Below are 24,693 nucleotides of genomic sequence, written 5' to 3' on the forward strand. Positions count from 1 at the left end.
GTAACGTAAATTACATAATACCCTGGCAAGGCCTCAGGTAGTGGCCATTAGCGCTTCAATATCCGCTATCCGTTTAGGCACTTGGTCGGTCAATACCTCGTGGCCCTGTTCTGTCACCACCACGTTGTCTTCAATTCGGATGCCAATACCCCGGTATGCGGCGGGAATGTCTGCCTCATCGGGAATATACAGCCCTGGCTCAACAGTCAGCGCCATGCCCGGCGCCAGCGGTCGCGGCGTATCTTCGTTCAGCCGATAGGTGCCCACATCATGCACATCCAGGCCCAGCCAGTGCGACGTTGAGTGCAGATAAAACCGCCGGTAGCGCTGCTCATCGATACAGGTTTGCAGCTCGCCTTCCAGCAGGCCCAGCTCAATCAACCCCGCAGTTAAGTCGGCCACCACGCCCTGATGAATCTCAGCAAGGGTCGCACCGGGCTGAACGGCAGCGACCGCTCGCTCTTGGGCGTTCAGCACGACTTGGTACAACGACCGCTGGGCATCGCTGAAACGCCCTGACACGGGGAAGGTGCGGGTAATATCCCCCGCATATAGCTCAAATTCCGCGCCGGCATCGATCAGCACCAGCGCGCCGTCTGCCAGCGGTGCGCTATTTTCAATGTAATGCAACACGCAGGCATTAGCCCCACTCCCCACAATGGTGCTGTAAGCGGGCCCGCTGCCGCCCTGCCAAGCAAACTCATGCTCCAATTCGGCCTGTAGCTGATACTCGCTCAGCCCGGGCCGTGCCACGCGCATCGCGCGCAAATGCGCATGGGCAGAAATCGTCGCTGCGTGGCGTAGTAGGGTAATTTCTGCAGCGCTTTTAATCTGGCGCATGGCGTGAATCAACGGGCCAATATCCATCCAGCCTTTCAAGGCGGGACGACCGCGGCGCTGGCCAGCCGTCGCCTCGGCCAATGCTGCTTCCGCTATGGCGAGGGCGTCGCCATTATCGAGCGGCAGATAGATCAGCTCGCGCCCCTTCAGCAGTTCAGGCAAAAGGGACTCGCGCTCGGCGTTCTCGAATGCCTGGTCAATGCCGTGTTCCCTCATGACACCCTCGGCGCCTAACCGCCGCCCCGTCCAGGCCTCCATCGTAGGGTCTCGATCCTGGCAAAACACTACGCTCTGACCCTCATCACGCCCCGGCAACAGGAGCAACAGGCCGTCTGGCTCACTGATGCCGGTGAGGTAGTAAAAATCGCTATTTTGGCGAAACGGGTGGTCGCTATCGTTGGAGCGCGTCACCAACGAGGCGCCGGGCAAAATCACTGCCGTATGAGGCGGCAATTGGGCCATGAGGGCGTCACGCCGCTTTCGGTATTCCGCGGGGGCGATGGCCGGCGGACGAGGTAATACATCTGGCAACATAGCGTTTTCCAACAACAGATTAATGAACAGGCGTATCGGTTTGCTCGACTTGCGGCTGACCAGGATGTTGCTCGGTATACAGCATCATGGCGGCCATCCGCGCGTGCTCGGTTAGCGCAAAGAGGTCATTTTCATTTTCCGAGCTATCGTCGATATCGGTTTCGATTTGTCCAAGACCTGCGAGGTCATCCACCGCTTCGCGCAGGGTTTGCGACCACCGCTCTCGCTGCGCCTCATCGGCAACCTCGTCCACTACCTCCATAAACCCCAGCGTCCATTCTTTCAGGCCCTGGGCTTGCTCGGCTAAGCTGAAAAGCTCGTCTGGCAGCAGGGGAGCATAATTTAGATCGCTGGCGCTCAACGCTTCTAGCGTTTGTCGCCTCCAGCCCAGCAACCGTTCGGCACTGGCGGGATCGTGGGGCTGTTCGACACCAAGGCTTACACAGACCTCCTCCAGCCAAGTTTGGGCATCAACATCGCGCAGGGCTAACAGGGCGCACAAACGTCCATCCAGAAAGGCGGGCGACTGCATGCTGCCATGCAACAAAAAAACATCGGCGATATCCGAAAAATCTTGGCGTTCGTCAATTAGCGACATGGTCTACTTCACTCGTTAGCAGGGATTCAAGATCGTATGCCGCTGACGCTTGCGCGTTGACCCCGCGCAAGCGGCTCTCTTATAGTGAGCGACATCGTCCTTCCTATGCAGTGATGTTAACGCATTGGGCATCCCTTTGACCCGTGCCGGAGCTTGTCATGAGTAACACTAAGCGGCCTACTACCGAAATCAGCCTATTAGGGCGTGATTACGTGATTGCTTGCGACCCCGGCGAAGAAGCCAAACTTGAACGCGCGGCCCGCTATCTAGACCGCGCCATGCAAGGCATTCAGGCGCAGAGCAAACTATTGGGAAACGAGCGTATTGCGATTATGGCGGCGCTCAACATTACCCATGAATTGCTTGAAGCAATGGATGAACATCGCGCTGGGGAAGCCAACTTGAACCGGCTTAACGAACGGCTCGAACAGGCATTGTCGCAAACCCGCAAGCCGTAGGCGCGTTTAACGCAAGTCTTTGGCATTAGCCCGCGCTCTGTTAGGATACCCAGGTTCTCTGGGGTGTGCGCCAGTCGTTAAAGTCCCTCGAGCCTATGCGTAATACCCAGGGGGCCAAATGCTAGCCAAGCCTGTGCGCATGTCCGTGCGACGGAAAGCCTGACGGCTTGGCTGCGGCCACCCACCTGAACCAGTAGGTTCAGGGCCAGAACGACAGCGGCACTCTGGGGAACACTCACATGCAAGACAGCCTACACAGCGCTGACTATAAACGGGCACTGCGCCGTGAACTTCGTCGTCGCCGTCAGTCCCTCTCACCACGCGAGCAGCATCAAGCGGCTTCGCGGCTTTGTCAGCAGCTTAAACGACTGCCTGAAATCCGACGTGCACGACGTCTTAGTCTTTACCTACCTATGATGGGCGAAATCGACCCGACACCGTTAATCCCCTGGCTACGCCGCCGCGGGGTGTCCATCTATTTACCCGTCTTACGCCCTTTCAGCACGAATACACTGTGGTTTGTGGCTTACCATCACGCCACGCCGATGATCAAAAACCGTTTCGGCATCAACGAGCCTGCCACCCGCTTTGCGGCCAAACGCCAACACCGTTTGCCGGCGTGGGCGCTGGATACGCTGATTGTGCCACTAGTGGGTTTTGACGCCCAGGCTAATCGGATGGGCATGGGCGGTGGCTTTTATGATCGCAGCCTTGCGTTTATGCGTCGTCCTGGCCCTAAACCAACTCTGCTGGGCGTAGCCCACGACTGCCAACAAGTAGACACACTCCCCATTGAGCCCTGGGATATTGCGTTAAGCGCGGTGGTCAGCGACAAGCAAATTATTCGCCCGAAGACGTTTTAATCAGCCTGATAACAAAACGGGCTGACCCATAAGGCCCGCCCGTTCAACAATTAACTCATTACTTACCCTTGCGTAACGGCTTAACTACCTGATAATGCCTGCGCGTAGCCGGTGGCTAATACCCCGAGAGCAAACACGATGACCAGTGCCATTACCATATCGGGCTTTCTACGCCGCATATTGCTTCTCCAACGCCCTAAAAGTTGCTTATTCATCAAGACGCCATCGAATTTGCCTGTCATGAGCATTCTCGTACTGCCTAGATGACGTCTTTCATTAATTTCATTCATGACTATAGGGCCAATGGATGGGCGTTGACAACGAATATAAAGCCAATATGCCACTAAAAAATATATGCACACCGTCCCTTTACACGCTGATACATAGCGGGCCGTGTTGTGAGTAAACACTTACACGTCATGCGACTCACTACTACGCCATAAACAACCGATAAGCAGGATTATCGCTTTCCCGCCAATAGCGATAGCCAATCGCATCCAAATGCTCCGCAACGTGCGTACGATCCCCGTTGGGCACTTGCATACCCACCAACACGCGGCCATAGGCAGCCCCGTGGTTACGATAGTGGAACAGCGAAATATTCCAGTCGTGGGGTAATTGGGTAAGGAAGTTAATCAGCGCGCCCGGACGCTCTGGAAATTCAAAGCGATACAGCTCTTCTTCGAAATGCTTGCTTGGCCGACCACCGCTCAAGTGGCGAATGTGCAGCTTCGCCAACTCGTTATCGGTTAAGTCTTCCACGTGATAGCCCGACTCTCGGAGTTTATCGATGACCGCTTGACGGTCTTCACCGCCAGGCTTGACCTGTACGCCGACAAAAATATGCGCTTCGCTGCTGTCCGCATAGCGGTAGCTAAACTCGGTGACCATGCGCTTACCCAGCGTGCGGCAAAACTTTTTAAAACTACCCGGCTTTTCAGCGATGGTGACCGCCAAAATTGCCTCTCGCTGCTCGCCAAGTTCGGTTCGCTCGGCAATATGCTGCAAACGATCGAAGTTGGTATTGGCTCCCGAATTAATGCACAACAGGGTTTCGCCTTCCACGCCGGTTTGCTGAATGTATTTTTTCAGCCCGGCAAGCGATAGCGCCCCGGACGTTTCCGCCACGGCACGGGTATCTTCAAAGATATCTTTTACCGCCGCGCACATTTCATCAGCGGTGACGGTAATCACATCGTCGATAAGGTCTTTGACCAGCGAGAAAGGCACTTCGCCAATTTGTGCCACCGCAACGCCTTCGGCAAAAACGCCTACTTGATCCAACACAACTCGCTCACCGGCGTCTAACGCCGCTTTCAAGCAGGCGCTGTCTTCAGACTCCACACCGATTACTTTGATATCCGGGCGCAGATATTTAACGTAGGCCGCAATGCCGGCAATCAGCCCACCGCCACCCACCGGGACGAAGATAGCATCAAGACGCCCCGCCTGCTGACGCAGAATTTCCACCGCAACAGTGCCCTGACCGGCAACCACGTCAATATCATCGAAGGGTGGAATATACGTGTAGCCGTGCTCTTTGATCAGTTCCTGGGCGTGCTCAGCGGCGGCGGCAAACGCATCCCCCTTGAGTACCACTTTGGCACCCCGTGCGCGTACCGCCTGCACTTTAATCTCAGGGGTAATACGTGGCATCACGATCACCGCTTTCACGCCCATCAGTTTGGCGGCCATGGCGAGCCCCTGGGCATGATTGCCCGCCGAGGCGGCAATCACGCCTTTCGCTTTTTGCTCCTCGCTAAGCTGGGCCATTTTGTTGTAGGCGCCGCGGATTTTAAACGAAAAAACCGGCTGTAAGTCTTCGCGCTTAATTAAAATCTGGTTATTGAAACGACGCGACAAAAAGGGAGCAGACGAAATAGGTGTCTCACAAGCGGCCTCGTAAACGTGGGCTTGGAGGATCTTTTTGACGGTAGCTTCAAGCATGCGGAAAATCCTAGGAAGAGCGTGACCCTGACGGGCGCGGACAAAACATATATTGGTAGCAGATTACGCCTAGCATCGTCTAGCGGCTAGCAGCGTTTAGATCAACACGTCGCATTTGTAGCGTTATAATGGGCAAATACACTCTTTCAGCGTAAAGGCATATCATGACCCAAGACGAACTTAAGGCCGCCGTCGCCGATAAAGCGATCAGCGAGATTCAATCCTGGCTTGAAAGAGATACCGTGCTGGGTATCGGCACCGGCTCAACGGCCGACCTATTTATCGATCGTTTAGGCCCCTTACGCGATCAATTTAAGGGGGCGGTGGCAAGCTCCGAGGCTAGCACTCAGCGGCTTAAGTCGCTGGGCATTGAGGTATTCGAGCTGAATAGCGTAGGCACGGTGCCTTTCTATATCGACGGCGCCGACGAAGTAAACGCTAACTTACAAATGATTAAAGGCGGCGGTGCCGCGCTCACTCGAGAAAAAATCGTCGCTGCCTGTGCCGAGCGTTTCATCTGCATTGCCGACCATTCTAAGTATGTTGCCCAGCTAGGCCATTTTCCGTTGCCGGTGGAAGTTATCCCCATGGCTCGCTCTTACGTTGCCCGCGAGCTTGTCGCCCTTGGAGCCGAGCCCGTGTATCGGCAGGGCGTGGTCACCGACAACGGCAACCAAATTATCGACTGCTTTAACTTTATGATCGACGACCCTGTGGCCATGGAAGCGAAAATTAACGCTATCGTCGGCGTGGTGACCAACGGCTTATTTGCCGCCCGAGGCGCCGATATTCTTCTCTTAGGCAAAGCAGATGGCGTGGAGCGCATAGCGCTTTGATAATCGCCTAAAGGAAATCGAATATACCGGCGTCAAGGGTTGTTACCGGGCTAGTAGCGGCGCCAAGCCTGTCAGGGTACGGGCCAGCGCGCCTTTTTGTGCCTCAATCGTCGCGCGCCCGGCTTGCCCAGCCTGCTGGGCGCGCTCAGGGTCAGCAAAGTAGGCCACCAAAGCGTCTGCCAAGGCTTCAGGGCTATCGACCAACGTTAGCGCACCTGCCGCTTGCAGCGGTTCAGCCACGTCGGCAAAATTCTCAATCGAGGGGCCGCTGAGTACCGGCCTGCCGAGAGCGGCCGGTTCCAAAACATTGTGGCCGCCCAAGGGCACCAAACTGCCGCCCACGTAAGCCACACTGCCTGCCGCATACAACGCTGACAACTCACCCAACGTATCCGCCAAGTACACCGCTGTTTGCGGGGTAACGGGCTGCTGCTGACTACGGCGACTTATTGACCAGCCTTCATTGCGGCAGAGCGTCGCCACTTCATCAAAGCGCTTTGGATGACGCGGTACCACAACTAAAAGCGCATTAGGGTAGCGTGTGCGCAGTTGGCGGTGGGCCTGAAGTAGCTGCGTTTCTTCTCCGTCACGCGTGGAGCCCGCTACCCATACTGGGCGTTGGCCCCACTGCTGATGTAAGCGCTCACCCTCTTCAAGTGCCCTTTCCTGAGTGGGTATTTCAAATTTTAACGAACCCACCACGCTGGTTACTTCAGCGCTGCATCCCAGGGAGTTAAATCGATCGGCATCAGCCGAGGATTTGGCCGCCAACCAGCTAACGTTCGCCAGGGTAGTGGCCATCAATGGCCGCCACCGCTGATAGCGTGTAAAGGCGCGGGGAGACAAGCGCCCATTGACCACAGCCACGGGCACTGCCTGATGACGGCAAGCGTGAAGCAAGTTGGGCCACAGTTCGGTTTCAAACATGATCGCCAGCGCGGGCTTCACCCTGGCGACAAAGCGCTTAGCGGCCCCCGGGTAGTCGAGCGGCAAGAACCGATGGGCAAGCCGTGGCTGGTCAGTTTCGGATTGTTCATGAATCAGCGCCTGGGCCTGCTGGGCACCGGTAGCCGTCAGGGTAGTTACCAGCAGGCTGTAATCAGGATAACGCGCTAACAAGCCCTCAATCAGCGGACGAGCGGCGCGAACTTCGCCTACCGAAGCGCAGTGCAGCCAAAGTCGCGGCCCTGGCGGCAGCGGGCCAAGGCGTAAGCCAAGCCGCTGCAGACGAGAGTAAGTGGGCACTTGCTCACGCCAAATACGCCAGGTAATCAGCGGCGACAGTAAATACAGCACCGCTGAGTAAGCAAGCCGAGGCCAGGTGGGTACCGCCATTAGTGCTCGCGATCCAGAATCGAGCTGATCATCGCCGTGGTCGACACGCCATCTTCAAAGCCCAGTACTTTGACCTCACCGCCGCTAGCAATCACCGCTTCGCCGCCGGCGATATCTTCCGGAAGATAGTCGCCGCCTTTGACCAAAATATCCGGCAGTACGGCTTCAATGAGCGCTTGAGGGGTATCATCGCTAAAGGCGACGACCCAATCCACAGCGCCCAACCCTGCCAGCACCTGCATACGGCGATTAAGTGGATTAATCGGCCGCTTGGGCCCTTTTAAACGACCGATGGAAGCATCGTCATTCACCGCGACAATCAAACGCTCGCCCAGCCGTTTTGCCTGTTCGAGATACGCCACATGCCCAGCGTGCAGAATATCAAAGCAGCCGTTAGTCATGACGACACGTTCGCCGCGATGCTGGGCAGCCCGCACTGCCTCAATTAAGGAGGGCTGCCCAATGACGCCATACTCGGCGAGCTTATCGCCATGCAGGGCGGTATAAAGCTCGGCGATCGACAGCGTCGCGGTACCGGGTTTAGCAACCACCAGTCCCGCGCCCAGGTTGGCAAGCATCATGGCCTCAGCCAGTGCATGGCCGGATGCCAGCGCTAGCCCCATCAGCCCAATCACGGTATCGCCCGCGCCTGTCACGTCAAACACTTCTTGGGCACGGGTAGGTAAATGTAGCGGATCCTGACCATCGCAAATGAGTGTCATGCCTTTTTCGCTGCGGGTGATCAGCAACGCTTCCAGTTCAAGCTCGACGCGCAGCGCTTCTCCCCGACGGGCGAGCTCGGCATCACTGTGGCAAGCACCGACAATCGCTTCAAATTCAGTGAGATTAGGGGTGATTAAACTCGCCCCACGATATTTGCTGAAATCGCTACCCTTGGGATCAATCAATACACGTTTGCCCTGTGCACGCGCCGACGAAATCAGCTTTTCCACCTGGTTCAGTGTGCCCTTGCCGTAGTCGGAAAGAATCATCACGTCACAGCTGGGCAGCGCTTGCTCCACTTGGGTTATCAGGTCACTCGTATCGACACCGTCCAGGCGCTGTTCGAAATCCAGACGCAGCAACTGTTGATTACGGCTCATGACACGCAGCTTGGTGATCGTGGGTATATCGGCACTGCACTGAAAGTGAGTACTTACATTGGAGTCGGCAAGGCGTGTCTTGAGCAACTCCGCATTTTCATCGGTGCCGACCACTCCCGCCAACGCCACGTGCGCACCCAAGGCGGCAATATTCAGCGCCACGTTTGCGGCTCCACCGGGGCGGTCGTCGGCATCCTCGACGCGGACAACCGGTACCGGCGCTTCTGGTGATATGCGCGAGGTGCCGCCATGCCAATAGCGGTCTAACATCACGTCGCCCACAACGAGAACGCGGCCATGCTCCAGAGCGGTTAAATCAACTTTCATCCATGGTTCCTGTGGTTGGGTGCGCCGTATATGTCAGCAGTGCCTCTAACTTGGCAATCACGTCATCAACCTTGATGAGCGCCATGGCATCGGCATGGCGAACGCGCTGCCCCCAGCTTACCTCTTCCACTAATTTTTGCAGGTAGGTGCGCAGCGCATCCGGGTAAGCATTAACGGCAAAATCTCGCCATAGGTAGGGCGCTGCACGCTGGGGATTGGTCGTAGCGTAAAGCCCTAGTGTCGGAGTGCCCATTGCGTTTGACATATGAGCAGGGCCAGTATCCGGCGAAACCACTGCGCGCGCGCCATCAACCAGCGCTAAAAGGCCCTTTAACGACGTTTTACCAATAGCATTGATGACGCTTCCTGGCTGACAGAGAGCTTCAATTTGCTCACCGATCTCACGCTCAAGCGAACTGCCGCCGCCAGTCAACACGCTTTTCAGGCCGTGCTGAACCCACGCATATTCAATCACGCTGGCATACCCTTCTACCGACCAGTTACGAAAATTGCGTAGCCGCACGTTGCTGCATGGATTAATCACCAAATAAGGGGCTTCACCGCTAATCGTGCGTGCTTCGTCATACGCAGCAGGAGGCACCGGCAAATCCCACTCTAGTGGCCCCTCTTCGACACCCAGCAAATGTGCGAAATCCATAAATGATTCCAACACATGAGGGTTGGTTCTGGGCGCAATATGGAGCTGGGTAAATCGGTGCTGGGCATCCTTAGCGCGGGCCTTGTCATAGCCCACACGCACATTGGCCTTCAACCCAAGCGATAAAACACTCGCGCGAATGGCTTGCTGCATGTGCAAAAGTACGTCGAAACGCGTGCCCGCCAATTCACGCCAAAGGGCACGCATCCCTTTAAGCCCGGTCGACTTGTCGTACACAACAAACTCGACCCCGGAAAGACCGGCCAGTAAACTGTATTCCCCTTTGCCGATAATCCAGGTAATGCGCGCGTGCGGCCACTGGCGTTGCAACGCTCGCACCGTGGGCACGAGGTTACACACGTCTCCCAAGGCGGAGAGGCGCAAAATGGCAATATGATTGGGTTGAACTGGCAGAGAGGGCTTCATGCGCTTAGCGGCACTCCGGCAAGAAAATAAGCTGATTTTACATGATGCAGACAGTTTATGTGACGCTGCCATGTCATACCAACCCGATCCCGCCCTGTTCAGAGCAGAATACTGGCAATCGCGCAATTTAGTGGTGGGCGAAGCACCCGGCCGGGGCAGCAGCCTTTTTTTACAGGCCACCCCTACGGAGCAATGGGTTTTGCGCCCTTACCGGCGAGGCGGCCTAGCCGCCAAACTAAGCCAAAAACGCTACCTCTGGCTAGGTGCTGAGCGCACCCGCGGCTTTCGCGAAATGCGCCTCACGGCCGACCTGTTCGAGCAAGGCTTACCTGTCCCGCGCCCTATCGCTACTTGCGTGGTTCGTCATGGGCTCAGCTACGAAGCTGCCTTGATCACTCAGCGCATCAGCGGTGCCAAAGCGTTAGCTGAGTTGATCGTCAACCATCTGGCGGATGAAGCGCTCTTGCAACGCGTAGGCGCCATGATACGACGCTTTCACCAAGCACAGCTTGATCATGTTGACCTAAACGCCCGCAATATTTTGATTGATGCCAACGGCGCGCCATGGCTGATTGACTTGGATCGCTGCCGATTGCGCCAACCGGGTAAGTGGCAGAACGCGAATTTGGAGAGGCTTGAGAAGTCCATACACAAGTTTGATTCAAGCCTGTCGATCTACCCTGTTCTTCAAGGATATCGCTCAACAAGCTGATCCAGCACGGCCGTATTGATCCTCGAAGCGAACGATATCGTCTTCGCCAAGGTAGCTGCCGGACTGTACCTCTATCAGTTCAAGTGGCAGCGTGCCGGGGTTTTTCAGCGCGTGGATCTGGCCGATGGGAATGTAGGTCGATTCATTTTCAGACACAAGGTAACTTATCTCTCCGTTAGTCACCTCCGCCGTGCCGGACACCACTATCCAGTGTTCTGCCCGGTGATGATGCATTTGTACTGAGAGCTTTGCGCCAGGGTTCACCGTGATGCGTTTGACCTGGTAACGCTGGCCTCTATCTACCGATTCGTAGCGCCCCCAAGGACGATAGACAACCCGATGATTTTTGAACTCGTCTCGTCCCTCCAACTTGAGTCGCTCGACAATTTTTTTAACGTCTTGCGTTTTATGCCTATCAGCCACTAACACGGCATCCTTGGTTTCGATAATGACAAGGTCTTCAAGACCTATCGCGACCACCAAGCGGCTCTCAGAACGCATCAGGGTATTGCGGGTATCTTCCTGAATGACATCACCATGATAGCTGTTACCCAACTCGCACTTATCGCTTAACTCCCATATTGACGACCAAGCGCCCAGGTCACTCCAGCGCGCCGCCAAGGGCACGACGGCGGCATGCCGAGTTTTCTCCATCACGGCATAATCTACCGATATGTCATCGCATTGGGCGAAGGCGTCTTTATCAATACGCGTGAAATCCAGATCCTTCGTTGTATGCGTCATTGCTTGATGGCAGGCACGAAGCATATCGGGGTAGAAGCACTCCAGCTCCTGCAAGTAGCGACTCGCTCGAAACAGGAACATGCCGCTATTCCACAGATATTCGCCACTTTCCATGTAAGCAGCGGCCGTCGCCGCGTCAGGCTTTTCGACAAAACGCCTGACACCATAACCCGATCCCAGCGGTGCCCCCTGATGAATATAACCGTACCCGGTTTCAGCGCTGGTGGGCACCACACCGAAGGTGACCAAACAATCGAGCTCTGCAAGCGACTGCGCCTGCTTGATACTGTCGTGGAACTGCGCGACATCCTGAATCAGATGGTCAGCAGCCAACACCAGCAATAGAGGGTCAGCGCCGTCTTGAGTGGCGGCAATGGCCGCCAAGGCAATCGCAGGTGCCGTGTTGCGCCCGACCGGCTCCAGCAATATGTGACGGTTATCGGTATCGATCTGGCGTAACTGTTCTGCCACCAGAAAGCGATGTTCCTCGTTGCATATGACGATGGGCGCTTGTGTTTCAAGCCCATCAAGACGCCCTAATGTCTTTTGCAACATGGTGGGGCCGCCATCAAATGACAGAAATTGCTTGGGATACAATTGACGTGATAATGGCCATAGTCTTGATCCACCACCCCCTGCCAGGACAACAGGCAATAATGACATATCAGGATAATCCTAGGATTTTGGAGAAATCATTGTGTTGAGTGCCAAGGCTTGAAAAGGTTCGGAGCGGGTATCAAAGGCCTCTCTCTTCGTGTCAGGCTCGCTGCTACTGAGTAGAAACATACCTGACCCGGCCCCCATTAATTTGCCAAGTGGGAGCTATCCATAATGCACCGGGAGAATACCCATGAAAGACACTATCGAAGTGCCGCTGTCGTTCGGTGAGGTGCTGGACAAGATCACGATATTGGAAATTAAATCCGAGCGTATCGAGAACGAGGAAAAAATCAGCAACGTACGCTTGGAGCTGGACGCGCTGAATAGTATCTGGGAGCACGAGATTCATGCTTCATCACGGATTGGGGACTTACGTGTTCAAATGAAATCCGTCAACGAAGAGCTTTGGGACATAGAGGACGATATCCGTGCCCAGGAAGCAAAGCAGGATTTCGGGCCCCAGTTTGTCTCCCTCTCGCGGTCAGTCTATTTCACCAATGACCGACGTGCCGCCATCAAAAAAGACGTGAACTTGCACCTTGGATCACGGTTTGTTGAAGAAAAGTCTTATCAGGACTATACCTCAACCCCCTGATATTTCGGTTACTATGCTGACTTGAAACGTTTTTCCATCCACAAGTCCAACTGGTCAGTGGCATCATCAAGCGAAATCATGTCCATGGCACCCTCAAATTCCGCTTTTGCCCCCCAGCGAGCCTGAGAAACCGTCTTGCCCGTGAACTTGTGTAATGCATCGGGATAGCAGTTAACGCACCATGCCAAGGAGTTGTAAGGGCCGGATCGATCAGGATTGCTAGCGGCGTAAAGACCCAACACATCGGTACCCATGGCATTGGCAATATGCGCCGGCCCGCTATCCGGTGATACGAGCAAGTCCGCGCGCTCAAGAAGCGCCGTTAATTGTTTGAGGGTATCCTGGCCACAGATATTCACGACTTTTTCGTTCATCAAGTCTTCAATTTCGCGACATATGGTCTTTTCAAACTCTGCTGGGCTGCCCACCAAAATGACGTTAGCACCATGAGCGACGACAGCATAATCTGCCAACTGAGCGTATCGTTGTGATGACCAGTTGCGCAGGGCGTGGCTGGCACAGGGACTGATAACGAAGTTTATACAGTCTTGCGCACAGTATTCGCGAGCCAGCGAATAATCTGCGTCGTTCAGCGGAATATGCCATCTCGGTGGTGCCGGCACCAGAACCAGAGGATCGAGAAAGCTGGCCAGACAATCGCGGACATGTTGTTCGGCTTCACTGGCAATGCGTCTGTTGATGAAAAGGCTGTGCAGATCCTTACTACGAGCCTTGTCATAGCCCACCTTGATGGTGGCTGGGATCAAAGCCGCGGCAAGATTGGCGCGTAATGAGACCTGCATATGCAGAAGTGCATCGAAATGTCTTCCCCGCATAGCACGACGTAACGCTTTGTAGCCTTCAAGCCCCGCTTTTTTGTCAAAGACGATGAACTCCACACCCGGTAAATCGCCGACCAATTTGGCTTCCAGCTTGCCGATCACCCAGGTGATTGCAATACCAGGAGCTTGAGCCTGCAAACTTTTTACAACCGGTATGACGTGCGTCACATCACCTAACGCAGACAGTCGCATAATGCAGACGGAGTTAAGCATACGTGTTTCGCCTCTTATACCGCGGGATTTTTAACTATTTCTTAAATACAAACTGACCGTCACTTCCAGATATTGTTCATCGTAAGCTAAGGCAACATGTCGGAGGCTCTGTACTCACGTACCTTGCATCAACCAGGTTTCAAATTGGTTACTCAGCGCACTATCGGTGTGCGCAACTTTGCAGATTGCCTTAACGATCACAAAGCACGCCACGAACGACCAGTTTCGCCTGTATCGATCGCCCAGGCATGTACAAAAAAGCTTAAATCAGAGGTACTGGGGAAGGTGCAAGCAAGTTGAATCCGGACATGGGAAGCTATCGCAACCTTCACGGCTCTCACACAGCAAGCTGATCTAGGATTTCCTGGATGGCCACATAAAGTTTTCAGGGGTTTGCTCAGGATCAAGGGGGCCAGATTCTGTTTCCGGCTGACAATGCTGTAATGCTTCAACCACACGCTCAAGCGCTTCAGCGCCATGCGTATTCTGGGTCACTTTTTGCCACCACTCTCTGTGGACAGCTTTCACTTTCACCGGCACCGTCGGCAGGCCTAAGTATTGCGCCATGGCCAGCCGATGCAAACCACGGTTTATTTTTATCAAACGACCGCATCTACTTACCACAACGCCTAATTCATCTTTACCTCGATCCTGATCAAAACCATTGCGCTTCATATCATCTATAAAACTTAGATAAACACGCAGGTAAGCGAGAATACGCTCTTCCGAGTCAAGAAAAATACCTAAATGGTGAGAAGACCAGGGGCGGCCTTTATCAATATAAGCTTTGTAACGGTAAAACGCATCGCTCTGAGTTAAATCATTGCGATTTAGCACCAGGTCACTAATGAAACGGTAACGTGAGCCATAACGAAGATCCCCACGCCTCAGATCCCAATCTCCGCTCCAAATGAACGCCGAAATTGGAGGTCGTTGACGCTTAGGAAGTTGACGCCAATCCCGGATACGCACTAGATCCCTTGGGTTTACATGAATTATCAACTTATTGTTGAGGTCCCGTTCGACTGCACGACGTGGGAGCCCCATATGCTCCACTATATTCCTTCCAGGAACGCCGGACTTCCATAGCTGGAAGATCGTTCGCTCGATGGGGTTGCCAACCACTGCCTGAAAACCCTCACGCACCGCCACTTGCGCCCAAGCGCGCTGTACCGGCCAATACATTCTATCGTCAGCTAATGGAAGAAATGCTGGGTCTCTTCCGGGTATAACTGGTAATTGACGTGACACTATGCCTCCAAAGCAACATGTATTTTGATACTCGAATTCCAAGTGAGTTGAGAATTTAATTCTCTACTTAAATTTTTAGCCTTAAAATCCTTAAAACAGATTTTTCAATTTACTTTCGAATGCTAAAAACTGTTTTTCTGTCTTCCTGTTAGAGTACCTTCTTGAAATAATATACATAATATTTTTAATGCTAAACCTCTCTCTTCCTCCCACCCCATCTATGACAACCAACTCCAACGCCTCTCCGTTATCCCTCACCATAATATTAACTTCGTTCGGCTCTATAACTGCTACGCCATTCTTTAAAGCCCAAAGCTTTAGATCGGAAACTAACATCAATACATCTTGAGGACTCAAACTTTCTAAGTTTTTATTCAAAAAATCTTTGAGAGTAGAAGCGTTCTTTCCATCGAAATTAACAACCTTATCAAAAACCAACCCTCGACCATAATTAGTTAGCACCCACCCGTGACACATGGCAAGACGGCTTAAATCTGCCTTCCTGAAAACCAAATATTTTAAATAAATCCAATCAATAACATTCTCTTTCCACCCATCTCTACGGTGGGCAACCTTAATGCATCTCAGATTATTTTTGGGGTATTCAAAACATAATCTTTTATTGCCTTTCCCAATCAGACTCTCGATATCCAGCAAAACTTTCTTCATATTCAATCATCACTCACTTAAAACTCTTTCATAAATATCAAAATATTTTTGAGCAATCGAAAGGGCAGAATATTTTTCACTTTCACTTATGCCATTTTTTATTAGTCTTTCCCTAAGCATTAGATTATTTTTAATATCAAGCAAGTTGCTCGCCAATTTTTCGTAATCTCCGCTTTCTATCAAAAGACCATTATCTTTATCGGCTATTATATCAGGTATACCTCCGACACGAGATGCAACAATAGGAACCCCGGCCTGCATAACATCAATCAATATTGATCCCATACCCTCACTACGAGACGGAAACACAAAAGCATCGAAAGCAGAGATGTAACTATCTACATTACTATCAAACCCCATCCAGAAAACATTTTCAAAGCCTTTACTGATTTTTTTTAAAACTTTTTCATCTTCTCCTTCACCAAAAAAGACAAATACAAAATCATTATTCTGTTTATTCAACAATTCAACTGCCTTTAAAATTACTTTTTGGCCTTTGTCCCTATCAACTAGTGCACCTATGTGCCCAACTATAAACTTATTTTCAAATCTCTGGCGAAATTCAAGCTGTTCCTTTTTATTCTCAACTATGTCAGACCCAGCATCGGGTATTTTGTATATCCTACTAACACCAAAATCCTCTATCTTTCTCACAACAGCATCTGAAACTCCAACGCCTGCCGAAGCTCCATAGTAAGACAGCTTGTTAGAGAATTTATCTTTAACAGGAAGATCAACTCTTTTCGTAAATATATAGGGAGCTTTATAAATTTTCTTATTTATATAAGCCCAGTGAATCGCTTTAGCATCATGTGCGTGCAACATATCTGCAGAAAGCTGTGTTAGGTGCCCGTCGAAGATATTATTTGCCTTGTAGAAACTTATGTTTAAAACATCTGACAACGCTTCTCTCATTGGAGAGTCATCGCGACAAACCAACGTTTGGTGACTAACTCCTCCCATTTTACTGAGTTCTTTTATCAAAATTACAGTTTGTTTTTCACCTCCACGGAACCCTCTCGCTAAATTAACGTGTGCTATATTCAACTAGGTCACCATATCTTATTAAAGTCTTCTTTTTCTGAAACCGATAAATCTTTTTTTAACTCAAGCAGCCGAGCATATTTAAGATACCCACTTAGTCCAGCACTTATAGAAACTGTCAAACCATCCAAGCCTGCTAAAAAACCTTTTTGAAGCAAATATTTTTTTAAAAAAGCACTGAAGCCATGTATAAAAGGCGAATATGCATTTACCTTTTTTTCATTAAGGTACATAACTTTTGCAGCTCTGCCACTAAAATCCCGGCCAGGTTTGCAAAAAAGCTGTCCTATATTTTCAAAAGAATAATGAATAATATCGGCTTTTAACATACAAACACTTTCACACTTAACACTTGAATGCTGTTTTACTTCTGAAAATTTTGCTCTTTTATGATGATATAATCTTACGCAAAAATCAGGGTACCAGCCGCACTCTTTTATCCACCTTGAGCCAATCATATTTTTTCTTCTAAACGCATAGCCATCAAAGGGGGACTGACTAAAGTCTATCTTTTTTATTACCTCCACCATCTCTTCTGACAACCTTTCGTCTGCGTCTAAACTAAGTATCCATTCATTTGAAGCGTGATCCATAGCTATATTTTTTTGGAAGCCGTCGCCCAAGTAGGGTTGATATATAACATTAGCCCCAAGAGACTTTGCAATACTAACCGTAGAGTCGACGCTACCAGAATCTACGACAATAATTTCGCTACAAACCTTAGCAACTGATTCGATACACTCCGCTATGTGTTTCTCTTCGTTCAATGTAATAATGTTAGCAGTTATCACTCGGCTATCACCTCCCTATATTGAAGTCTTTCGGCACCACAGTACGTACCTTCATTCATCCTCATGGTAAACTTTTTACTAACACGGCGATAGCACTAGTCAAAAAATCAATGGCTTACGCTTACTTAGCTATTATGTATATGGTCAAGCTCTGCTATAAGGTGCTTTAGTAATGCTTGGATTCCTAATCGCTGATCCATGAAGCGACCATGAAACCTATTTTCGTGCGATCCGGTCATGAATAGACAGCATAGCAGGGGAAAAAAGCGATCCAAATAGACTTGCACGCTAATGAACAGAGAGCAACAATCTACCGTTAGCAATCTCTCAAAATAGCGCAAGAGGAGGCACATGCCCGCGCGTATTTTTCGAAACACTTCTACTTGGCCGCCGATTACGGTGCTGGGCCTCTGCCTAGGCTATGCTATCACCGTGCTGACGCGCCTGCCTTGGTGGACACTGTTCTTCTTTGCGGCTGTATGGGTAGGCGTCGGTGTCAAATCACGCTGGGGCCGCCCTCTTAATGCACGCTACCGCAAAGTATGGCCCTGGTCGCTAGCACCGTTAAGCTTGTTAGGCATTTATGTCTACCTGGCAGATAGCTTCGGTAACGTCGATTTAGGTGCCGTTTTTTTCCATCTACAGGCAGGCATGGCAGAACATGGCGGCGCGGGGAAAATGATCACCGCCGCTCTTTATACGTTATGTATGTTCGGCGTGCTGGTTTCCGTCACTTGGCTTTCGCGCCATGACCAACGCTGGCGACTAATGGAACGTTTCGTTGCCATTGGTTTGCTGGCCAGTAACCCTCTGCTTTACGGCATTGGTCAGCGTAGCGCAGCGGTGGTGGCCGATGATGCAGACTGGCTCGACCATCGCTATGTTGCCTCGCCCACCTCAGAACAATCGCGCGCCCCTAATCTATTAGTGATTTATTTAGAGAGTATCGAACGTACCTACGACGACCCTCAGTTTGGCGATGCTTACGATGATCTCAACGCCCTTGGTGAGCACGGCGTTGTCTTTGAAGGCATTCGACAAATGGAAAATACCGGCTGGACCATGGCCGGTATGATAGCCAGCCAGTGTGGTGTTCCTCTAATGCCCGCCGGTCTTCTCCATGACAGTCAATTTGAGCCGTTGAAGAGCGTGGTCCCGGGGATTAACTGTCTGGGTGATATATTAGCCGCCCAGGGTTACCGATTAAGTTTTTTAGGCGGTGCTAGCAAAGAATTTGCCGGTAAGGGCTTATTTTATCGCGGCCACCAATTTCAACGTGTTAAAGGCAAGGAAGAATTAACCCGCCAGCTAGATAACCCTGAGTACGTTAATAGTTGGGGACTTTACGATGACAGCCTTTATGACATAACCGTTGACGAAATTCGCCGGCTCGACAACGCCGATGATGGGCCATGGGGGGTTGTGAACTTGAGCATTACGGGCCATGCCCCCACTGGCTTTCCCGCTCAACGTTGTATCGAGCGTCAGGGCCCGTTTGATGAGCGGGATATTCTGTATTCGGTAGAGTGCTCTGCTTGGCTGGCACGTGATTTGATTAACCGCCTAGACAGTGAGGGGCTATTGGACAATACGCTCGTGGCAGTGATGAGTGATCATCTCACTATGCGCGTCTCGGTGTGGGATGAGTTGACCGCACTGGATCGTGAAAACACCTTTATACTGCTGGGTGATCATTTACCCCCTCAACGCATTCAGCGCGATGCGACAATGCTAGACGTATTCCCCACCCTGCTCGAAGCCCTGGGTTTCACCCTGGATGAACATCGGGCCGGCTTAGGTGTTTCACTGCTTAGCGAGCAAAAGACGTTGGTGGAGCGTCACAGTTTGGAAACGCTGAATGAACGGCTGCGCCAGGAAACCGCCTTACAACATCGTTTGTGGGATGGGCTCGCCCCTCAACCCCGTGATACCGAGAGAGGCCCTCACTGGAACAAGTAATTGAAACGCCATCTGGCAGAACCGACAGAGATGAGACTATGCGTTAATCATCCCTATATCCTGCTGCCAGTCAGCTAAGATTGCCTGATAAACCGACGCCACCGATAGCTCATTTAAGCAATTAGTGTGGCCCAGCGGACAAGTACGCGCAAAACACGGTGAGCAGGAAAGTCCCAGGTAGTGAATCACGGCATTATGGGTAAGCGGCGGCGTATAAGTGGGTGAAGAAGAGCCGTAAAGCGCGTGGATACGTACGCCTACCGCTGCCGCCACGTGCATTAAGCCCGAATCATTGGTGACCACCTGGCGGCAGTCAGCTAGGAGATCCACCGCATCTGCCAGCTCAGTTTTACCGCATAAATTGTGCGCCTGAGATAGCCCTTCCACAATAGCATTAGCGTCATCATGGTCTTTGGGCCCACCGAGTACACGAACCTCATAACCGTCAGCGATCAACTTTTTCGCCAAGGCATGAAAGTAGGCGATCGGCCACTGTTTTGCTGGGCCGTATTCAGCCCCTGGCATCATGCCGATGGCCGGGCGAGAGGAAAGCGCATGGGCCAGACGCAAATTGACCAAATTGTCGCGATCAATGGTTAAGCGAGGCTTAGGGATAGCGAAATCGCCCTCTTCCGCTTCATCTCGGGGTAAGCCGAGCGATACGAAGCGCTTAACGGTTTGATCCAGTACCTGTCTGTCGAGCTTACGATGCTCTTTAAGCAAACCATAGCGATGCTCACCTAAAAAACCGATCCGCTCAGGGATACGTGCCATAAAGGGAACCAGCGCCGCTTTCCAAGACCGGGGCAGTACAATAGCGCGGTCAAAGCGACCTTTTAAACGCCTTGCCAGATCGCGTCGGCTGGCAAGGCCGAATTCACCGTGGCCTACCGCCAACGGCAACACCTCGTCTACTTCGGGCATGCGCTCCAAAATTGGCTGTGACCACGCCGGTGCTACCACGCCTATGGTAGCACCGGGGAAACGCACTTTTAGCGTCATAAACAGGCTTTGGGCCATCACCATATCACCTACCCAGGATGGGCCAATGACCAGCAGTCGCATTGCAGTGTTAGCCATTCAGCCACTCCAAATAGGCGCATACCCCTTGAGCAACCGTTTTGAATTCCACATCGCAGCCTGCTTCACGCAGATAACTAATATCGGCGCGGGTGTAGCTTTGATAACGCCCTTTTAGCTCTTCGGGAAAATCAATGTAATCGATTTGCCCTTTGCCGTAGAAGTCGATCACGGCTTCGCCTATTGCTTTGAACGGCTCAGCTCGTCCCGTCCCCAGGTTAAAAATGCCCGAGACATTGGGGTTGTCTAAAAACCATAGATTCACGTCTACCACGTCGCCTACATACACAAAGTCGCGGCTTTGCATGCCCGCCTCATAGCCGGCATACGCGCCAAACAACTTTAGGCTTTCAGCGTTACGAATTTGCAAGTGGTTATGATACGCCACGCTAGCCATCTTGCCTTTATGCTGTTCTCGTGGACCGTACACGTTAAAGTAACGAAAGCCCACCACTTGTGTCGTCAGCTCATCCCAGCGCAACCGAACGTGCTGGTCAAATAGCAGCTTAGAATAGCCGTAAACATTGAGCGGCTTTTCGCACTCAGGGACTTCTTTAAAAATCTCACTACCGCCGTAGGTAGCGGCGGAAGAGGCATAAAGAAACGGAATTCCCTGCCACTCGCAGTAGTTCAACAGTACCTTGGAGTACTCGAAGTTATTTTCCATCATGTAATGACCATCCCACTCGGTGGTATCCGAGCAGGCCCCCTCATGGAAAATGGCTTCAATCTTAGGTAGATCGACGCTCTCACCGCGCAGGGCAGCTTTTACCCTAGCCAGGAAATCATCTTTATCGAGATAATCGGCCAAGGTGCAGTCGACCAAATTGACAAACTTGGTGCCATCGCGCAGATCGTCCACCACCATCACATCGCTACGACCACGGGCGTTCAATGCTTTAACTAAGTTGGCCCCGATAAAACCGGCACCGCCTGTTACCACAATCATACTATTCTCCTTACCTAAAGCGGCTTGTTGGCCTAGGTGCCTATAACCTATCTGTCTGGGATTGTATACTTGACGGCTAATGAATTCATGGCCAACGGTGCTTTCTGCGATGAGTGTCTCGACAAACCAATCGACACCTGATGTGTCGACCTTTCAAGGCTTGATCCTTGCGCTGCAACAATATTGGGCAGAGCAAGGCTGCGTTATTCTCCAGCCGCTCGATATGGAAGTCGGCGCAGGCACCTTCCACCCTGCCACCTTCCTGCGTGCCATTGGGCCTGAGACGTGGAACGCAGCCTATGTCCAGCCTTCTCGCCGCCCGACGGACGGCCGTTACGGCGAGAACCCCAATCGCCTGCAACATTACTACCAATTCCAGGTTGTAATGAAGCCATCTCCCAGCAACTTGCAGGACTTATACCTTGGCTCGTTAAAGCGCCTCGGTCTGGATCTGCTAATACACGACGTTCGCTTTGTCGAAGATAACTGGGAATCCCCCACTCTAGGAGCCTGGGGGCTTGGCTGGGAAGTATGGCTCAACGGCATGGAAGTTACCCAGTTTACCTACTTCCAGCAGGCAGGTGGCATTGAATGTTACCCCGTCACCGGCGAGTTGACCTACGGTCTTGAGCGTATCGCCATGTATCTGCAAAACGTCGACAGCGTTTACGACCTCGTATGGGCGATTGCCCCCGACGGCAGTGAAGTGAGCTACGGCGATGTCTACCTGCAAAACGAACGCGAGCAATCCGCTTACAACTTCGAGCACGCCGACGTTAATCAGCTCTTTGCCGACTTCGACCACCAAGAGCAGGAATGCGGAAAACTGCTAGCCGCTAACCTACCGTTGCCAGCTTACGAGAAAGTATTGAAGGCCTCGCATACCTTCAACCTATTAGACGCCCGCCATGCCATTTCAGTCACCGAACGGCAACGCTTTATTTTACGCGTTCGCACCATGGCAAGAAACGTGGCCACTGCTTACTTTGATTCGCGTAAAGCAGAAGGTTTCCCCATGGCCACTGAATCACTGCGCCGAGAACTACTAGCCGACCAGGGAGACGCATAATGGCTGCTGATACGCTTTTATTAGAACTGGGGGCCGAAGAGCTTCCGCCCACTGAGCTGGATGCGCTCTCCGATGCGTTTGCCGCGGGTATTGAGAAAGGCCTACAGGAAGCCGACATTCCCTTCCAGACGGTTACTGCGTACGCCACACCCCGTCGCCTTGCTGTGCAGGTTAGCCAGTTGGCTGACAAACAACCCGACAGAGAGGTAGAACGCCGCGGCCCTGCTTTGGCCGCAGCGTTTAAGGACGGCGCCCCAACCAAAGCAGCGGAAGGATTTGCCCGCTCCTGTGGCGTCAGCGTTGACCAACTGATCCATTTGGAAACCGATAAAGGCACTTGGCTTGGCTATCGCGAAAAGCAACAGGGTGACAACATACAGGCACTGCTACCCGAGATTCTTCGCAAAGCCATTGACGCCCTGCCCGTGCCCAAAAACATGCGTTGGGGCGCTTCTCGGATTGAGTTTTCCCGTCCTGTGCATTGGCTAGTGGCGCTATACGGCAGTGATGTGATTGCCGCCGAAGCGCTGGGGTTAGAAGCCAGTCGTACCACCTACGGCCACCGTTTCCACGCGCCTAACGCTATTCAACTTGAGCACGCCGATGCCTATCTTGGTGCGCTTGAAAACGCCTATGTGCTGGCTGACCGCGACCAGCGCCGCGAACGTATCCGCGAGCAAGTGCTGGCGGAGGCTGAAGTACAGGAAGCCAACGCGGTGATCGACGAGAACTTACTGGAAGAAGTCAGCGGCTTGGTCGAATGGCCCGTCGCGCTGACCGGTAGTTTCGATGAGCGCTTCCTTGAAGTGCCGGCCGAGTGCTTAATCTCCTCGATGAAGGCTAACCAGAAGTACTTCCACTTGCTGGACGACCAGGGCAACCTGAAGCCGCTATTCATTACCATTTCAAACATCGACAGCGCTGATCCCCAGCAGGTAATCGCCGGCAACGAAAAAGTTATTCGCCCGCGCCTCGCCGATGCCGCGTTTTTCTATGACACTGACCGCAAGCGCACTCTGGCGTCGCGGATACCGCAGCTTGAAAGCGTCGTATTTCAACAGCAGTTGGGAACCTTAGCCGACAAGGCACGCCGCAGCACTGCTATTGCCAGCTTTATTGCTGAGCAGATTAACGGTGACGTGTCCCACGCCCAACGTGCCGTGTCGCTTGCTAAATGTGACCTGGTCACCGAAATGGTCCTCGAATTCCCTGAGTTACAGGGCATCATGGGCCGCTACTACGCCGAGCAAGATGGTGAGCCTTCCGAAGTGGCGCAGGCGTTAGAAGAACAATACCTGCCCCGCTTTGCCACCGATGCCATCCCTCAGAGCCTCACCGGCCAAGCCCTGGCGCTGGCTGACCGCTTGGATACCCTGGTGGGCATCTTCGGCATTGGTCAGCGTCCTACCGGCGCAAAAGACCCCTTTGCCCTTCGCCGTGCCTCCATTGGCGTGCTTAATATTCTGGTCAAAGGCGAACTAAATCTTGACCTGAAAGATCTACTCAACGTCGCCGCCAAGCAGCACCAAGGCCTCCCTAAGGCTGATGGACTCGTCGAGGATGTACTGACTTACATGCTGGATCGCTTCCGCGCCTGGGGGCAGGAAGAGAGCATCAGTGCGGAGATGTACCTGGCCGTTCGCCCCCGCCCGGTTTCCAAACCGCTGGATTTCGCTCGCCGTTTGCGTGCTGTCAAAGCTTTCTCCCAACGCGAAGAAGCCGCTGCGCTAGCCGCTGCCAACAAGCGTGTCTCCAATATTCTCAGCAAACAGTCCCATGACGGTAGCACCCACGTCGATCCAGCTCTGCTCAATGAAGAAGCCGAGAAGACATTGTACGACGCGGTGTCCTCCAGTCAGGCACAGGTAGCCCCATTCTTCGCAGCGGGAGATTACCAACAGGCGCTGGATGCATTGGCTGCTCTACGTGAGCCTGTCGATGCTTTTTTTGATCAGGTAATGGTCATGACGGAAGATGAAGCGGTACGCCGTAATCGTCTCGCACTGCTGGCAAGCCTTCAGGCACTGTTCTTAGAAGTAGCTGATATCTCTCAGTTGCCCCAGTAAGTATCCATTTTTCCGCTGTATTCACTAAAGCGGAGATGTAACCCTTTACTCGCAATCAAGCCCGGCACTGAATAAGTGTCGGGCTTTTCACTTCCTCGCCGAGCTGTTTCACGTGAAACATTCG

The 24,693-nt window shown here is 52.5% G+C and carries 21 protein-coding genes, 1 other RNA gene and 1 pseudogene; 9 read left to right on the forward strand and 14 right to left on the reverse strand.

Annotated elements, in window-relative coordinates:
* Nucleotides 1-33: 33 nt before the first annotated feature.
* Nucleotides 34-1,374, reverse strand: coding sequence for a Xaa-Pro aminopeptidase (gene pepP, locus BLR97_RS17885; RefSeq protein WP_089708036.1), 1,341 nt, complete (start codon nucleotides 1,372-1,374; stop codon nucleotides 34-36).
* A 19-nt stretch (nucleotides 1,375-1,393) separates the two neighbouring features.
* Nucleotides 1,394-1,972, reverse strand: coding sequence for a UPF0149 family protein (locus tag BLR97_RS17890; RefSeq protein WP_089708038.1), 579 nt, complete (start codon nucleotides 1,970-1,972; stop codon nucleotides 1,394-1,396).
* 158 nt (nucleotides 1,973-2,130) lie between these two features.
* On the opposite strand from BLR97_RS17890, the gene BLR97_RS17895 reads away from it, so the two are divergent.
* The 3 genes from BLR97_RS17895 to BLR97_RS17905 all read left to right on the forward strand — a co-directional run bounded on the left by BLR97_RS17895 (nucleotide 2,131) and on the right by BLR97_RS17905 (nucleotide 3,293).
* Complete coding sequence (locus tag BLR97_RS17895) at nucleotides 2,131-2,430, forward strand: cell division protein ZapA (RefSeq protein ID WP_089708040.1); 300 nt, start codon at nucleotides 2,131-2,133, stop codon at nucleotides 2,428-2,430.
* A 52-nt stretch (nucleotides 2,431-2,482) separates the two neighbouring features.
* Nucleotides 2,483-2,665: non-coding RNA, 6S RNA (gene ssrS, locus BLR97_RS17900), on the forward strand.
* 4 nt (nucleotides 2,666-2,669) lie between these two features.
* Nucleotides 2,670-3,293 (forward strand): 5-formyltetrahydrofolate cyclo-ligase, encoded by a 624-nt coding sequence (locus BLR97_RS17905; RefSeq protein ID WP_089708042.1) that lies wholly within the window; start codon nucleotides 2,670-2,672, stop codon nucleotides 3,291-3,293.
* Between the two features lie 432 nt (nucleotides 3,294-3,725).
* Here BLR97_RS17905 and ilvA read toward each other — a convergent pair whose 3' ends face one another.
* A complete protein-coding gene (gene ilvA / locus BLR97_RS17910; protein ID WP_089708044.1) occupies nucleotides 3,726-5,240 on the reverse strand; it encodes a threonine ammonia-lyase, biosynthetic in 1,515 nt (504 codons plus the stop codon).
* A 164-nt stretch (nucleotides 5,241-5,404) separates the two neighbouring features.
* On the opposite strand from ilvA, the gene rpiA reads away from it, so the two are divergent.
* Nucleotides 5,405-6,076: a ribose-5-phosphate isomerase RpiA gene (gene rpiA / locus BLR97_RS17915; protein ID WP_089708046.1), complete on the forward strand. Its 672-nt coding sequence runs from the start codon at nucleotides 5,405-5,407 to the stop codon at nucleotides 6,074-6,076.
* 42 nt (nucleotides 6,077-6,118) lie between these two features.
* On the opposite strand, the gene waaA is transcribed toward rpiA, so the two are convergent.
* From waaA to BLR97_RS17930, 3 genes are read right to left on the reverse strand one after another with little or no spacing between them, the layout of a single operon-like run.
* Nucleotides 6,119-7,411 carry a lipid IV(A) 3-deoxy-D-manno-octulosonic acid transferase gene (waaA, locus tag BLR97_RS17920; protein WP_089708048.1) on the reverse strand — a complete coding sequence of 431 codons (1,293 nt, stop codon included), beginning with the start codon at nucleotides 7,409-7,411 and terminating at the stop codon, nucleotides 6,119-6,121.
* Nucleotides 7,411-8,841, reverse strand: a complete 1,431-nt coding sequence (gene hldE, locus BLR97_RS17925; protein ID WP_089708050.1) for a bifunctional D-glycero-beta-D-manno-heptose-7-phosphate kinase/D-glycero-beta-D-manno-heptose 1-phosphate adenylyltransferase HldE — start codon at nucleotides 8,839-8,841, stop codon at nucleotides 7,411-7,413. The genes waaA and hldE overlap by 1 nt, the downstream gene beginning before the upstream one ends.
* Nucleotides 8,831-9,925 (reverse strand): glycosyltransferase family 9 protein, encoded by a 1,095-nt coding sequence (locus tag BLR97_RS17930; RefSeq protein WP_089708052.1) that lies wholly within the window; start codon nucleotides 9,923-9,925, stop codon nucleotides 8,831-8,833. Before BLR97_RS17930 ends, hldE begins: the two co-directional genes overlap by 11 nt.
* Between BLR97_RS17930 and BLR97_RS17935 the strand changes: the two genes are divergently transcribed.
* Nucleotides 9,924-10,637: a 3-deoxy-D-manno-octulosonic acid kinase gene (locus BLR97_RS17935; RefSeq protein ID WP_089708053.1), complete on the forward strand. Its 714-nt coding sequence runs from the start codon at nucleotides 9,924-9,926 to the stop codon at nucleotides 10,635-10,637. The two genes, BLR97_RS17930 and BLR97_RS17935, sit on opposite strands and share 2 nt — an antisense overlap.
* On the opposite strand, the gene BLR97_RS17940 is transcribed toward BLR97_RS17935, so the two are convergent.
* Nucleotides 10,626-12,044 (reverse strand): mannose-1-phosphate guanylyltransferase/mannose-6-phosphate isomerase, encoded by a 1,419-nt coding sequence (locus BLR97_RS17940; RefSeq protein WP_089708055.1) that lies wholly within the window; start codon nucleotides 12,042-12,044, stop codon nucleotides 10,626-10,628. The genes BLR97_RS17935 and BLR97_RS17940 overlap by 12 nt on opposite strands.
* 187 nt (nucleotides 12,045-12,231) lie before the next feature.
* Between BLR97_RS17940 and BLR97_RS17945 the strand changes: the two genes are divergently transcribed.
* Nucleotides 12,232-12,636: a DUF6165 family protein gene (locus tag BLR97_RS17945; RefSeq protein ID WP_089708057.1), complete on the forward strand. Its 405-nt coding sequence runs from the start codon at nucleotides 12,232-12,234 to the stop codon at nucleotides 12,634-12,636.
* 11 nt (nucleotides 12,637-12,647) lie between these two features.
* Here the strand turns inward: BLR97_RS17945 and BLR97_RS17950 are convergent, their stop codons facing one another.
* From BLR97_RS17950 to BLR97_RS17970, 5 genes are all read right to left on the reverse strand, one after another.
* Nucleotides 12,648-13,691 carry a glycosyltransferase family 9 protein gene (locus tag BLR97_RS17950; RefSeq protein WP_089708059.1) on the reverse strand — a complete coding sequence of 348 codons (1,044 nt, stop codon included), beginning with the start codon at nucleotides 13,689-13,691 and terminating at the stop codon, nucleotides 12,648-12,650.
* A gap of 354 nt (nucleotides 13,692-14,045) precedes the next feature.
* Nucleotides 14,046-14,942, reverse strand: a complete 897-nt coding sequence (locus BLR97_RS17955; protein WP_139172984.1) for a hypothetical protein — start codon at nucleotides 14,940-14,942, stop codon at nucleotides 14,046-14,048.
* Between the two features lie 90 nt (nucleotides 14,943-15,032).
* Entirely contained in the window at nucleotides 15,033-15,611 is a 579-nt protein-coding gene (locus BLR97_RS17960) for a YrbL family protein (protein WP_089708063.1), read from the reverse strand.
* Between the two features lie 9 nt (nucleotides 15,612-15,620).
* On the reverse strand, nucleotides 15,621-16,658 hold the full coding sequence (locus BLR97_RS17965; RefSeq protein WP_139172986.1) for a glycosyltransferase family 4 protein: 1,038 nt from the start codon (nucleotides 16,656-16,658) through the stop codon (nucleotides 15,621-15,623).
* Nucleotides 16,659-16,663: 5 nt separating this feature from the next.
* Nucleotides 16,664-17,446 (reverse strand): glycosyltransferase family 2 protein, encoded by a 783-nt coding sequence (locus tag BLR97_RS17970; RefSeq protein ID WP_089708067.1) that lies wholly within the window; start codon nucleotides 17,444-17,446, stop codon nucleotides 16,664-16,666.
* Between the two features lie 351 nt (nucleotides 17,447-17,797).
* Between BLR97_RS17970 and BLR97_RS17975 the strand changes: the two are divergent.
* Nucleotides 17,798-19,452: pseudogene (locus BLR97_RS17975) on the forward strand (sulfatase-like hydrolase/transferase).
* On the opposite strand, the gene waaF reads toward BLR97_RS17975, so the two are convergent.
* Both waaF and rfaD read right to left on the reverse strand, forming a co-directional pair.
* A complete protein-coding gene (waaF, locus tag BLR97_RS17980) occupies nucleotides 19,442-20,485 on the reverse strand; it encodes a lipopolysaccharide heptosyltransferase II (RefSeq protein WP_089708069.1) in 1,044 nt (347 codons plus the stop codon). The pseudogene BLR97_RS17975 and the gene waaF overlap by 11 nt on opposite strands.
* Nucleotides 20,478-21,434: an ADP-glyceromanno-heptose 6-epimerase gene (rfaD, locus tag BLR97_RS17985; protein ID WP_089708071.1), complete on the reverse strand. Its 957-nt coding sequence runs from the start codon at nucleotides 21,432-21,434 to the stop codon at nucleotides 20,478-20,480. Before rfaD ends, waaF begins: the two co-directional genes overlap by 8 nt.
* A gap of 109 nt (nucleotides 21,435-21,543) precedes the next feature.
* On the opposite strand from rfaD, the gene glyQ reads away from it, so the two are divergent.
* Together glyQ and glyS are read left to right on the forward strand one after the other, a co-directional pair.
* The gene (gene glyQ / locus BLR97_RS17990; protein WP_089708073.1) at nucleotides 21,544-22,503 is read left to right on the forward strand and encodes a glycine--tRNA ligase subunit alpha; all 960 of its coding nucleotides are present in this window, start codon (nucleotides 21,544-21,546) and stop codon (nucleotides 22,501-22,503) included.
* The gene (gene glyS, locus BLR97_RS17995) at nucleotides 22,503-24,569 is read left to right on the forward strand and encodes a glycine--tRNA ligase subunit beta (protein ID WP_089708075.1); all 2,067 of its coding nucleotides are present in this window, start codon (nucleotides 22,503-22,505) and stop codon (nucleotides 24,567-24,569) included. Before glyQ ends, glyS begins: the two co-directional genes overlap by 1 nt.
* The last annotated feature ends 124 nt before the right edge of the window (nucleotides 24,570-24,693 follow it).

The organism is Vreelandella arcis (genome assembly GCF_900103865.1).
Classification (GTDB): domain Bacteria; phylum Pseudomonadota; class Gammaproteobacteria; order Pseudomonadales; family Halomonadaceae; genus Vreelandella; species Vreelandella arcis.